The following is a 12,756-nucleotide window of genomic DNA, read 5'->3' as shown; positions in this document are numbered from 1 at the left end:
TGCCATGCCGGTTCCGCGCCTCGCCACCCTTCAATTGCCATGCTAGAACATGGCCTTAGTCCAAAGCTGGTAGTTTCATGAGCGCCCCCCTGAAGGCGATCGACGGCAACGCCGATCTCACCGCCCTGATGACCGACCTCGCCGCCAAGGCGCGCGCCGCCGCGCGCGTGCTGGCGCTGGCGCCGCCGGAGCAGAAGGAACGGGCGCTCGCCGCGATCGAGCGCGTGATCCGCGCCAATGCGGCGGCCATCCTCGCCGCCAATGCCGAGGATGTCGCCGAGGCGCGTGCGAGCGGCATGACCTCTGCCTTCGTCGACCGCCTGACGCTGACGCAGGCGCGCGTCGCCGGCATGGCCGATGGCGTCGCGACCGTACGCGAGATCATTGATCCGGTCGGCGCCGTCACCGAAAGCTGGCAGCGGCCGAACGGCATGACCATCGAGCGCGTCCGCGTGCCGCTCGGCGTCATCGGCGTGATCTTCGAGAGCCGGCCCAACGTCGCCGCCGACGCCGGCGTGCTGTGCCTGAAGTCCGGCAACGCCGTGATCCTGCGCGGCGGCTCGGACAGTTTCCGCTCCTGCCGAGCGATCCATGATTGCCTGGTGCAGGGCTTGCGTGAAGCCGGCCTGCCCGAGGCCGCAATCACCTTGGTGCCGACCCGTGACCGCGCGGCCGTCGGCCTGATGCTGACGGGATTGAACGGCGGCATCGATGTGATCGTACCGCGCGGCGGCAAGAGTCTCGTCGCACGCGTCGAGGCGGAGGCACGCGTTCCGGTGTTCGCGCATCTTGAGGGCGTCAACCACATCTACGTCGATGCCAGCGCAAGGCTCGATATGGCCAAGGCGGTCGTGCTGAATGCCAAGATGCGCCGTCCAGGTGTCTGCGGCGCCGTCGAGACCCTGCTGGTCGATCGCAAGGCTGCCGGGACGCAGCTGAAACCGCTGGTCGAGCTGTTGATCGATGCCGGCTGCGAGGTGCGCGGCGACGACGTCGTGCAGGGCGTCGATGCCAGGGTGAAGCCCGCATCCGACGAGGACTGGGACACGGAATATGAGGACGCCATCATCTCGGCGAAGATCGTCGACGGTCTCGATGAAGCGATTGCGCATATTCAAAATCACGGCTCGCATCACACCGATGCGATCGTGACGGAGGATGCCGCGGCCGCGCAAAGATTTCTCAACGAGGTCGATTCGGCGATCGTGCTGCACAACGCCTCGACGCAGTTCGCCGACGGCGGCGAGTTCGGCTTCGGCGCGGAGATCGGAATTGCCACCGGCAAATTCCACGCCCGCGGGCCTGTCGGCGCCGAGCAGCTGACGAGCTTCAAGTACCGCGTCCACGGCACCGGGCAGACGCGGCCGTGATCATTGTCGCACGCGCACGGTAAGCCATTGCAGCAAGCATCGACCGTGTCGTTATCCGCAGCCCAGGCGCTTCCGTTCTATACCAACGGCATGCGCATCGGGCTGCTTGGCGGCTCGTTCAATCCGCCGCACGCCGCGCATCGCGCCATCAGCCTGTTCGCGCTCAAGCGCCTGCAGCTCGACCGCGTGTGGTGGCTGCTGACGCCGGGCAATCCGCTGAAGAACCATGACGGCCTGCACGCGCTTGCCGAGCGCGCCGAGGCCGCGCGCCGCGTTGCCGACGATCCGCGCATCGACATCAGCTGTCTCGAAGCTGTCATCGGCACCCGCTACACTGTGGACACGATCATCCACTTGCGCCGCCGTGTCTCCGGTGTGCACTTCGTCTGGATCATGGGCGCTGACAATCTCGCGCAATTTCATCGCTGGAAAGATTGGCGGCGCATCGCATCCGATGTGCCGATTGCCGTGATCGACCGTCCGCCCCAGAGCTTCCGCGCCCTTGCCGCACCGGCGGCGCAGGCGCTCACGCGCTATCGCATGCCCGAAAATCAGGCGACACGGTTGGCCGACCAGCAGGCGCCGGCGTGGGTGTTCCTGACAGGAATGAAATCCAATCTGTCTTCGACCGGCCTTCGGAACCCGGACGGGAGCTGGAGAACGGCATGAAGCGCAAAAGGGTTACTGGAATATTGAAACCATTAACCCCACATGCGTAGTATGGCGCGTGGGGCCGAGGATTCGGCACCCGCGATACAGTGAAAGGAATGGTCCCTGGCCACATCTGTATTGTCAAAGTCTGTTTTACCCAAGGTTCCAAAGACTGCGCGTAAAACATCGACGAAAACCGCGGCCTTGCAGGCGCAACCGGACGCCGACAAACCGGATGCCAACAAGACGCTGAGCCTGATCCTCTCCCGCCTCGAGGACATGAAGGCGGAAGAGACGGTCACCATCGACCTTCGGGGCAAATCCGCATATTCCGACTACATGATCGTCACCACCGGCCGGGTTAACCGGCACGTTGGCGCGATCGCGGAAAATGTGACGAAGAGCCTCAAGGAGAACGGGATCAAGAACATCCATGTCGAGGGCTTGCCCAACTGCGACTGGGTGCTGATCGATTCCGGCGAGGTGATCGTGCACGTGTTCAGGCCCGAGGTGCGCGAGTTCTACAACCTCGAGCGGTTGTGGACTCAGAACCCGGCGGTCGCGGCGGTCTAAGGGGTATCGAAGCCGATGCGAATCGGCTGCAGCGCAGCTAGTCTGCGTTGATGCGTCTCGTCGTGATCTGCATCGGTCGTCTGAAACAGGGCCCTGAACGGGAGCTCGCCGAGCGTTACCGCGAGCGCTTCGAGGATATCGGTCGCAAGCTCGGGTTTCGCGGCCTCGAGATCCACGAGATCGCGGAAAGCCGCGCGCGCGACGCGGGAACGCGGATCGCCGAGGAGGCTGCGGCGATCTCCGCATTGCTGCCTGAGAAGTACGCGCTGGTCGCGCTCGACGAACGCGGCAAGAGCATCGACAGCGCGAGCTTTGCCCAGCAGCTCGGCCGCTGGCGCGACGAGGGAACAGCACATACTGTCTTCGTGATCGGCGGTGCGGACGGACTTTCGCCTGAATTGCAGCGCAAGGCTTTGTTGCGAATTGCATTCGGCTCCGCGACCTGGCCGCATCAAATGGTCCGCGTCATGCTTCTGGAACAGATTTATCGCGCCGCAACCATTTTGGCCGGCCACCCCTATCATCGCGCGTAAGGCGTGGTGACGGACAGTCGAAACCACTGAACTCACGCGAATGCAGCACAAGCGGGACACAGCTTCGTATTCGGCTTCGCATGCCGGCACCGCGCGCCGCCGCCGGCTGCCGGCATCGCTGCCGCTGTCGATCGCGATATTCGCCGCATATCCGCTGGCCGCGGCGCACGCGCAGGCGACACCACCCGCACAACAGCCCGCGCCGCCCGCACAGCAGGCCGCAACCGCGGAGACATCTCCCGATGCAATCAAGCAACGCGAGCAGGAACTCGAGGCCGCGCGCGAGCAGCAGCGCAAGGCGACCGAGCTGCAGGAGAAGCTGAAGGCCGACATCGCCGCGATCGGCCAGGACCGCAGCAAGCTCAATCAGCAGCTGATCGACATCGCCGGCCAGGTGCGCGGCGTCGAGACCCGGATCGCGGACGCCGAGGCGCGCCTGCAGCCGCTCGACGGCCGTGAGCGCGAGATCCGCGCCTCGCTCGATTCACGCCGCTCCGAGGTGATCGAGGTGCTGGCCGCGCTGCAGCGCGCCGGACGACGCACGCCGCCGGCGCTGCTGGTGCGGCCCGAGGACGCGCTGCAGTCGTTGCGCACCGCGATGCTGCTCGGCGCCGTGGTGCCGGAGTTGCGCGTCCGCGCCGAGAAGCTTGCGACCGATCTCGCCGAGCTGGTGGCGCTGCGCAGGACCATCTCGACCGAGCGCGACGCGCTGGCGGCCGACCGCGACAAGCTGAGGGAAGACCAGACTCGCCTGGCGGCGCTGGTCGATGAGCGGCAGCGGCAGCAGAGCGCGGCCGAAAAGGACATGGAGGCCGAGGGCGCCCGCGCCATCGCGCTGTCGAAGCAGGCCGACAATCTGCAGACCCTGATCGCCAAGATGGAGCAGGACCTCAAGAGCGCGGCCAAGGCCGCCGCCACCGCCAGCCTCCAGGGGGCGCCGGCGACGGTTAACGGCAAGCCGAATCTGGGGGCGCTCAAGGACCCGGCCCGCATGAGCCCGGCGGTCGCTTTCGCCTCGGCCAGAGGCCTGTTCTCCTATCCCGTGAACGGCACCAAGATTCGCGAATTTGGCGGTTCCGACGGCGCGGGGGGCGTACAAAAAGGCATTTCTTTGGCGGCCAAGCCGGGCGCGCAGGTCACAACCCCGTGTGACGGCTGGGTTGTTTACGCTGGTCCTTTCCGCAGCTATGGACAACTCTTGATCCTCAATGCCGGGGGCGGGTATCATGTCCTGATCGCCGGGATGGAGCGTATTTCGGTAAACATCGGCCAGTTTGTACTTACGGGGGAGCCGGTTGCGACCATGGGGTCGACGTCCCAAGTTGCATCCATTCTCGCGACAAATGCGAGCCAGCCAGTGCTCTATGTCGAGTTCCGGAAAGACGGCACTCCAATCGATCCAGGTCCATGGTGGGCCGCAAATGAAGGCGAAAAGGTTCGCGGATGATGCGCAAGACTTCGGTAATTCTCCTTAGCGCCGCCACCGGCGCGGCCCTGACGCTTTTCGTCACGCAGCCCCGCGCTGTGCTGATGGGATCGAGCGCGCGCGCCGCGACGTCGGACACCTATCGCCAGCTCAATCTGTTCGGCGACGTGTTCGAGCGGGTGCGCAGCGACTATGTCGAGAAGCCCGACGACAGCAAGCTGGTCGAATCCGCAATCTCCGGCATGCTGACCGGCCTCGACCCGCACTCGAGCTACATGGACGCCAAGAGCTTCCGCGACATGCAGGTGCAGACCCGCGGCGAGTTCGGCGGCCTCGGCATCGAGGTCACGATGGAAGACGGCCTGATCAAGGTCGTCTCGCCGATCGACGACACCCCGGCTTCGAAGGCCGGCATCATGGCCAACGACATCATCACGACCCTCGACGACGAGGCCGTGCAGGGCCTGACCTTGAACCAGGCCGTCGAGAAGATGCGCGGTCCGGTCAACACCAAGATCAAGCTCAAGATCATCCGCAAGGGCCAGGACAATCCGATCGACGTCACGCTGGTGCGCGACAACATCCGCGTCCGCTCGGTGCGCGCGCGCGTCGAAGCCGACGACATCGCCTATATCCGCATCACCACCTTCAACGAGCAGACCACCGAAGGCCTGAAGAAGGAGATCGCCACTCTGCAGGGCCAGATCGGCGACAAGCTGAAGGGCTACATCATCGATCTCCGCAACAATCCGGGCGGCCTGCTCGAAGAGGCGGTCACGGTGTCCGACTCCTTCCTGGAGCGTGGCGAGATCGTCTCGACCCGCGGCCGCAATGCCGAGGAAACCCAGCGCCGCGCCGCCCATCCGGGCGACCTGACCAAGGGCAAGCCGGTGATCGTGCTGATCAACGGCGGCTCGGCATCGGCCTCCGAAATCGTCGCCGGCGCGTTGCAGGACCACAAGCGGGCGACGCTGGTCGGCACCCGTTCGTTCGGCAAGGGCTCGGTGCAGACCATCATCCCGCTCGGCTCGGGCAATGGCGCGCTGCGCCTGACCACCGCGCGCTACTACACGCCGTCGGGCAAGTCGATCCAGGCCAAGGGCATCGTGCCCGACATTGAGGTGCTGCAGGACGTGCCGGAAGAGCTGAAGGCGCGCACCGACACCAAGGGCGAAGCCTCGCTGCGCGGCCATCTGAAGAACGACGGCGACGAGAAGACCGGCTCGCAGTCCTACGTCCCGCCGGACGCCAAAGACGACAAGGCGCTGAAGATGGCCGACGACCTGCTGCATGGCATCAAGTCGACCTCGAGCGCGCCGGCGGCGCCGGAGGCTGCGCGCGACAAGGCCGCGGTCGACAAGCCGGGCAACAAGGCCGCGAACTGATTTAATCCGATCGATTCGGCGAACAGGGCGGCCCGCGGGCCGCCCTTTCTGCTTTCGGTGTCCACCCGTAACCGTGCTTTGCCGGGGAGCCCGGCGCGCGGGAATGCACCGCATCGTGCTATCGTTCGCGCTGTTGATTCGGGGAGGGTCATGGCAGAAGCGGCCGACGAACTGAGCACGCCGCTTGGGCAGAAGGCCGTGGGCAGGACGCGCCGGTTTCGTCTGCCATTCACGGCGATGCAGGCGTTCGCCGTGCTGCTCGGGCTCGTGCTGGTCGGCTTTGTCGGCATCGCGCTATTCAACGACAACCCGCTCGGGGGCGAGCCGATCGCCCGTGTCACGCTCCGCAATCCCCCGCCCGCCGCCGCTGACGACAAGCACGCTCCAGCCGGCCAGGTGGCGGCCGAACCGGCTGCCAAATCCGCCGCCAAGGCGCCGGCCACAGCCAGCGACGCGAGGACTGTCACCATCATCGACGGCTCCAGCGGCAAGCGTCAGGACGTGGTGATCGGCGCCGGCGATCCGGCCGACAAGGCCGATGGCGATACGCCGCCGCTCGCGATGACCGGCATCGATCCGCGCCTGCTGGAAAAGTCACGCTACGGCATGATCCCGGTGGTCGCCGACGGCCTGAAGCCGTTCACGGTCTACGCGGCCGAGGCCGACCGCGCCAAGGCCGCCCGGATGCCCGTGGTCGCCATCGTGGTCGCCGGCCTCGGCGTCGGCGCCGCCAAGACCACCGACGCCATCATGAAGCTGCCGCCGGCGGTGACGCTGGCCTTCACGCCCTATGGCTCCGATCCGGGCAAGCTTGCGGAACGCGCCCGGTCCCAGCGCCACGAGATCCTGTTGCAGATCCCGATGGAGCCGTTCGACTATCCCGACAACGATCCCGGGCCGCAAACCCTGCTGACCACGCTGAGCAGCGAGCAGAACCTCGACCGCTTCTATTGGCACCTGAGCCGCCTGCAGGGCTATGCCGGGATCGCCAATTTCATGGGAGGCCGGTTCGTTGCGGCCGATCCCGTGATGCAGCCCATCGTCCGCGAAGCGGCCAAGCGCGGCCTGAGCTATTTCGACGACGGTTCCACCCCGCGTAGCGTCGCGCAGACCCTCTCCGCGGGCCAGTCATTGCCGTTCGCCAAAGCCGATTTCGCCATCGACGCGGTGCCGACGTCGGCGGAAATCGACCGCGCGCTGGTCAAGCTGGAAACGATCGCCAAGGAACGCGGCACGGCGGTGGGCGTCGCCTTGGCGTTGCCGGTCTCGATCGAGCGGCTCGGCGCCTGGCTCAAGACACTGGACTCCAAGGGCATTATGCTTGTGCCATTGACAACGGCGATGCTGAAATCAAAATCGGGCTAAAGATCAATCCGTTGGTGCTGCTCGAGACCTTGCCGGGGGGCCGGGTCGGGCGGCGCCCGAACTGTGCGAGGTAGCGGCAGCATGGCACGTTATGAAGACCTGCCCTATCGAACCTGCGTCGGCATCATGCTGCTGAATACAGCGGGGCTAGTCTTCATCGGACGCCGCGCGGGCGGCATCGAGCATGTCGACGACGCACATGTCTGGCAGATGCCGCAAGGCGGCGTCGATCCCGGCGAGGATACGTTTCAGGCCGCGCGGCGCGAGCTCTATGAAGAAACCAGCATCAAGTCGGTTGAGAAGCTCGGCGAGGTCTCGGACTGGTTGATCTATGACATCCCGCGCACCGTCGCGGGCCGCGCCTGGAAGGGCCGCTATCGCGGACAGCGGCAAAAGTGGTTCGCGTTGCGCTTCACCGGCGATGAGAACGAGATCAACGTCGCCAATCCGGGCGGCGGCCACAAGGCCGAGTTCATCACCTGGCGCTGGGAGCCGATGAAGAATCTGCCGGGCCTGATTGTACCGTTCAAGCGTCCGGTCTATGAGCGCGTCGTGAAGGAATTTGCCGGTCTCGCAGCCAAGTAGCCGGCCAGGTCAACGCGCGACGTACCCACCGAGATGTCATCAGATAAGCCCTATCGCCCCAATGTGGGCATCGCGCTGTTCAACGCCGCCGGACGCGTGCTGATCGGCCACCGGATCAAGGACGACGGTCCGGAGATCGTGCTGCCCGGCCTCGAATGGCAGATGCCGCAGGGCGGCATCGACGCCGGCGAGGATCCGCGCCAGGCCGTGATGCGCGAATTGTGGGAGGAGACCGGGGCGGTCAACGCCGACTATCTCGGCGAGACCGACTGGATGACCTACGAATTCCCCGCCTATGACGGGCCGGCATCGCACCGGCTGGCCAGCTTCCGCGGCCAGCGCCAGAAATGGTTTGCGCTGCGCTTCACCGGACGCGACGAGGAGATCGATCCGTTGACGCCGCGCAACGGCCAGCCCGCCGAATTCGATCAATGGCGCTGGGAGCGCCTCGACCGCGTTGCCGATCTCGTGGTGCCGTTCCGCCGCGATGTCTATCGCGCGGTCGCGACCCGGTTCGCTGAATTCGCCGGCTGATCCTGCGGCGGAATGCGGCGCGCGTCGCCCGGCGTCATGCCGTAGGTCGAGCGGAAGACGCGATAGAAGGTCGCGATGCTGTCGAAGCCGCACGAGAACGCGATCTCGTCGATGCTGCGCTCCCGCATGGCGTAGAGCGCGCGCCTCGCCGCCTTCAACCTTGCCGCCGTCAGCGTCCGCGCAAATGACAGGCCGGTCGGCTCGAACAACGCATGCAATTGCCGCAGTGAGATGCCGAGCTCGGTGGCAACCGCGGCCGGCGTGAGCGAGGCGCGATGCAGGTCGCGGAACAGAATTTCGCGGGCGGCATGAAGGTAACCGGCATGCAGCGCGGCACGGATTTCGTCCTGACGTGGCCGCACGCGGCCGCGCGCGAGCAGCGCCAGGCGCACCATGTGAGCAACGTCGCCAGCGAACTGCCCGGCTAGCGCGAGATCTCGCGTCATCGAGCGGAACATGGCGCCGACAAGCCGGGTCAGGCTCGCATCGCGCGCCAGCGCGACCGGCGGCGCGTCCTCGATCCGCGCGCCGAGCACGAGCTCGTCGGTGACCGGGATCTTGAGGCTGAAGAAGTCAAAGCCGTCGGTCCGTTCGGGTGTCGAGGCAAACGGAAGATTGGAATGGCCGAACACCAGGTCGCCGTTGCGCACAAACTGGACGCGATCGCGACCGATATTCATGTGGCCGGGGCCGCGCACCTGCCAGGCGAGATGCAGGCTGTTGCTCGGAACGCGCGCGATGTCGGATGCGGTCCGGCTGACGCGGTAGGAGGAGGCCGACATTTGCGCCAGCACGGCACTGCCCACCGGCGTCGCGGAGAAGCGCCCGCTGAAATCGGCCCTCTTGTCGCGCTCGAGCTCGATCGTGACCCCGAACAGGCTCTTGCCGCGCACCTCGCACCAGTGCTCGAAACGGTCCTGCGGGCGGAGAGCATCGGTGGTAAAAGTCAGCACGGCAGCTTGTCCGTTATGTCAGGAATGAAATCGCGATGCGGTCGGGCCAAATCGTCGTCGCGCTGCAGCTTGTCATTTGTGCACGATCCCTGCTGTAAGCTGCTTCACATATTTGCAGGTCGTTCGTTCGGGCCGACCGCGAAGATGCGGACTTGTCGAGAAGAGGCGAGCCGCCGCAGCATCTCTTCCTCATCGTCGGCAATCAACCGGCTCTGACTTGCAATATCGGCCGCGAGGATCGCTGCGACCTTGCGCTTCATGAGTACCAGCCCCCGAACGCGGATATGCCGGGGAGAATGCCGCCAGACGATCCCGCGCGCAACAAGCATTGAACGCTCGCCAGGGCGTGGCGAGCGTTGAAATATTCAAGCCTGGGTAGGCGATGACTGGAAGAGTGTGAGCTATTCCACTAAGGGGGTCGGCTCACTCGACGCAAAGGCGCGATCGCCGGTCAGCAACCGCGCCTTAGTGCATAGCCGTCGTGTTGAGCTCTTGCTGGATGCTCTTGAAGTGGTCGAGCCGCTCGATCGCGTGGTCGAGCTCGGAGCCCTCCTTCTCGGCGAGCTTCTCCTGCATCTCGTTGATCGTCTCGGCGAACTTCGCGCGATCGATGTCAGCAAGCGCGGTCGCGACGTCGGCGAGCACGGTGAGACCCTTGTCCGAGACCTCGGCGAGGCCGCCGAGCACGATCACCTTCTCGCGCTTGCCGGCGGTCGTGATCGTCAGGATGCCCGGACGAACCGTGGCGATGACCGGAGCGTGTCCGGCGAGCACACCGAAATCACCCTCCACACCGGGGACGTCAACCTGATCGACCTCGCCGGAGAAGGCGAGCTTTTCGGGAGAGACGAGATCGAAGTGGAAGGTGGCCATGGTCTTTCCGTTCTTTGCGCTGTCACCCGCGGGCTCGACCCGCGGGTCCATCAGTCAAAATACTTCTCGTGCGATGGATCGCCGGATCAAGTCCGGCGATGACGACATCATGAAGCTTAGGCCGCCTCGGCGGCGAGCTTCTTGCCCTTCTCGACGGCTTCTTCGATGGTGCCGACCATGTAGAACGCCGCTTCCGGCAGATGGTCGTACTTGCCCTGGCAGAGATCGCGGAAGCCTTTGATGGTGTCGGCGAGGTCGACGAACTTGCCTGGCGAGCCGGTGAAGACTTCAGCGACGTGGAACGGCTGCGACAGGAAGCGCTCGACCTTGCGGGCGCGGGCGACCGTCAGCTTGTCCTCTTCCGACAATTCGTCCATGCCGAGAATGGCGATGATGTCCTGCAGCGACTTGTAGCGCTGCAGGATTTGCTGGACCATACGCGCGGTGTTGTAGTGCTCCTCACCGACCACGAGCGCCGACAGCATGCGCGAGGTCGAGTCGAGCGGATCCACCGCCGGGTAGATGCCCTTTTCCGAGATCGCGCGCGACAGCACCGTGGTGGCGTCCAGATGCGCGAACGAGGTGGCGGGCGCCGGGTCGGTTAAGTCGTCGGCCGGCACGTAGATCGCCTGCACCGAGGTGATCGAGCCCTTCTGGGTGGTGGTGATGCGCTCCTGCAGCGCGCCCATGTCGGTCGCGAGCGTCGGCTGATAACCCACCGCCGAAGGAATACGGCCGAGCAGCGCCGACACTTCCGAACCCGCCTGGGTGAAGCGGAAGATGTTGTCGACGAAGAACAGCACGTCCTGGCCCTGGTCGCGGAAGTGCTCGGCGACCGTCAGACCGGTCAGACCGACGCGGGCGCGGGCGCCCGGCGGCTCGTTCATCTGGCCGAACACCAGCGCGCACTTCGACTTCACGCTCGGATCCGGATTGTGCGGATCGGCGTTGACCTTCGATTCGATGAACTCGTGATAGAGGTCGTTACCTTCACGGGTGCGCTCGCCGACGCCGGCGAACACGGAGTAACCACCGTGCGCCTTCGCGACGTTGTTGATCAGTTCCTGAATCAGCACGGTCTTGCCGACGCCGGCGCCGCCGAACAGGCCGATCTTGCCGCCCTTCGCGTACGGAGCAAGAAGGTCGACGACCTTGATGCCGGTGACGAGGATTTCGGCTTCCGTGGACTGATCGGTGTAGGTCGGCGCTTCCTGATGGATGGCGCGCACGCCTTCGGCCTTGATCGGGCCGGCTTCGTCGATCGGCTCGCCGATCACGTTGATGATGCGGCCGAGCGTGCCTTCACCGACCGGCACCCGGATCGGCTCGCCGGTGTCGGTCACTTCCTGACCGCGCACCAGACCCTCGGTGATATCCATCGCGATGGTACGCACCGTCGACTCGCCGAGATGCTGCGCGACTTCGAGCACCAGGCGGTTGCCGCCGTTCTTGGTCTCGAGCGCATTCAGAATCGCCGGGAGGTGGCCTTCGAACTGCACGTCGACCACGGCGCCGGTGACCTGGGTAACGCGACCGATCTGGTTGGCTGCTGTAGCCATGGACTGTTCTCCTTCGAAATCTGCCTTAGACCGCCTCAGCACCGGAGATGATTTCAATCAGCTCCTTCGTGATCTGGGCCTGGCGGGTCCGGTTGTAAGTCAGGGTTTGCTTGCGGATCATTTCGCCTGCGTTGCGCGTCGCGCTGTCCATCGCGCTCATCTGGGCGCCGTAGAACGAGGCGTTGTTCTCCAGCAGCGCGCGGAAGATCTGCACCGCGAGGTTGCGCGGCAACAGGCTGCCAAGGATCTGGTCTTCCTCGGGCTCATATTCGTAGGAGGTCGAGGGAGCCGCATTGGCCGCGGGTGCAGCCACCTCCAGCGGGATGATCTGCTGCGCGGTCGGGATCTGCGCGATCACCGACTGGAAGCGCGAATAGAACAGCGTACAGACGTCGAATTCGCCGGCCTCGAATCGCGCCAGCACCTTCTGGGCAATGTCCTCGGCATTAACGAAGCCGAGCTGACGCACCGCACGCAGATCGAGATGCTCGACGATGCGGCTCTCGAAGGTCCGGCGCAGCTGCTCGTAGCCCTTGCGGCCGACGCAGAAGAACTTGACGTCCTTGCCCTGCGCGAGCAGCGACTGCGCCCGCTCGCGCGCCAGGCGCACGATCGAGGAGTTGAACGCGCCGGACAGGCCGCGCTCGCCGGTGCAGACCAAAAGCAGGTGCACCTGGTCCTTGCCGGTGCCCGCAAGCAGCGCCGGCGCGCCGGGCGTGCCGTTGGCCGCGGCGGCGATGTTGGAAATCACCGCGTCCATCTTGGTGGCATAGGGCCGCGCCGCTTCGGCGGCGTTCTGCGCACGGCGCAGCTTCGAGGCTGCGACCATCTGCATGGCCTTGGTGATCTTCTGCGTCGCCTTGGTCGAGGCGATGCGGACCCGCATGTCTTTTAGTGACGCCATTCTTCGTTCACCCCGGCGATCCGACCACAATGGTCAGATCGCAAG

14 protein-coding genes are annotated in these 12,756 nt (G+C 65.3%); 9 read left to right on the top strand and 5 right to left on the bottom strand.

Annotation, left to right across the window (positions count from 1 at the left end; all coding sequences use genetic code 11):
• Positions 1-77 precede the first annotated feature (77 nt).
• From QA639_RS02225 to QA639_RS02185, 9 genes are all read left to right on the top strand, one after another.
• Entirely contained in the window at positions 78-1,370 is a 1,293-nt protein-coding gene (locus QA639_RS02225) for a glutamate-5-semialdehyde dehydrogenase (RefSeq protein WP_157347448.1), read from the top strand.
• Between the two features lie 90 nt (positions 1,371-1,460).
• Positions 1,461-2,039, top strand: a complete 579-nt coding sequence (locus QA639_RS02220) for a nicotinate-nucleotide adenylyltransferase (protein ID WP_244978726.1) — start codon at positions 1,461-1,463, stop codon at positions 2,037-2,039.
• Between the two features lie 186 nt (positions 2,040-2,225).
• Complete coding sequence (gene rsfS, locus QA639_RS02215; RefSeq protein WP_050386445.1) at positions 2,226-2,594, top strand: ribosome silencing factor; 369 nt, start codon at positions 2,226-2,228, stop codon at positions 2,592-2,594.
• 50 nt (positions 2,595-2,644) lie between these two features.
• Entirely contained in the window at positions 2,645-3,127 is a 483-nt protein-coding gene (rlmH, locus tag QA639_RS02210) for a 23S rRNA (pseudouridine(1915)-N(3))-methyltransferase RlmH (RefSeq protein WP_283090716.1), read from the top strand.
• A gap of 40 nt (positions 3,128-3,167) precedes the next feature.
• Positions 3,168-4,574, top strand: coding sequence for a murein hydrolase activator EnvC family protein (locus QA639_RS02205; protein ID WP_283089071.1), 1,407 nt, complete (start codon positions 3,168-3,170; stop codon positions 4,572-4,574).
• Positions 4,571-5,938, top strand: a complete 1,368-nt coding sequence (locus QA639_RS02200) for a S41 family peptidase (RefSeq protein WP_283089070.1) — start codon at positions 4,571-4,573, stop codon at positions 5,936-5,938. The genes QA639_RS02205 and QA639_RS02200 overlap by 4 nt, the downstream gene beginning before the upstream one ends.
• 150 nt (positions 5,939-6,088) lie before the next feature.
• Positions 6,089-7,303 (top strand): divergent polysaccharide deacetylase family protein, encoded by a 1,215-nt coding sequence (locus tag QA639_RS02195; protein WP_283089069.1) that lies wholly within the window; start codon positions 6,089-6,091, stop codon positions 7,301-7,303.
• Between the two features lie 81 nt (positions 7,304-7,384).
• Positions 7,385-7,888 (top strand): RNA pyrophosphohydrolase, encoded by a 504-nt coding sequence (locus QA639_RS02190; RefSeq protein WP_028336325.1) that lies wholly within the window; start codon positions 7,385-7,387, stop codon positions 7,886-7,888.
• Positions 7,889-7,921: 33 nt separating this feature from the next.
• Complete coding sequence (locus QA639_RS02185; RefSeq protein ID WP_028336324.1) at positions 7,922-8,422, top strand: RNA pyrophosphohydrolase; 501 nt, start codon at positions 7,922-7,924, stop codon at positions 8,420-8,422.
• Here the strand turns inward: QA639_RS02185 and QA639_RS02180 are convergent.
• From QA639_RS02180 to QA639_RS02160, 5 genes are all read right to left on the bottom strand, one after another.
• A complete protein-coding gene (locus QA639_RS02180; protein ID WP_283089068.1) occupies positions 8,380-9,375 on the bottom strand; it encodes a helix-turn-helix domain-containing protein in 996 nt (331 codons plus the stop codon). The two genes, QA639_RS02185 and QA639_RS02180, sit on opposite strands and share 43 nt — an antisense overlap.
• A gap of 104 nt (positions 9,376-9,479) precedes the next feature.
• Positions 9,480-9,635, bottom strand: a complete 156-nt coding sequence (locus tag QA639_RS02175; RefSeq protein WP_283090722.1) for a hypothetical protein — start codon at positions 9,633-9,635, stop codon at positions 9,480-9,482.
• A gap of 205 nt (positions 9,636-9,840) precedes the next feature.
• Positions 9,841-10,248, bottom strand: a complete 408-nt coding sequence (locus tag QA639_RS02170; protein WP_028336321.1) for a F0F1 ATP synthase subunit epsilon — start codon at positions 10,246-10,248, stop codon at positions 9,841-9,843.
• Between the two features lie 116 nt (positions 10,249-10,364).
• On the bottom strand, positions 10,365-11,807 hold the full coding sequence (gene atpD, locus QA639_RS02165; protein ID WP_028336320.1) for a F0F1 ATP synthase subunit beta: 1,443 nt from the start codon (positions 11,805-11,807) through the stop codon (positions 10,365-10,367).
• Positions 11,808-11,832: 25 nt separating this feature from the next.
• Complete coding sequence (locus QA639_RS02160) at positions 11,833-12,711, bottom strand: F0F1 ATP synthase subunit gamma (protein WP_028336319.1); 879 nt, start codon at positions 12,709-12,711, stop codon at positions 11,833-11,835.
• Positions 12,712-12,756 lie beyond the last annotated feature (45 nt).

Source organism: Bradyrhizobium pachyrhizi (genome assembly GCF_029714545.1).
In the GTDB taxonomy this organism is placed as follows: domain Bacteria; phylum Pseudomonadota; class Alphaproteobacteria; order Rhizobiales; family Xanthobacteraceae; genus Bradyrhizobium; species Bradyrhizobium pachyrhizi.
This window is presented reverse-complemented; position numbering and strand designations above follow the sequence as displayed.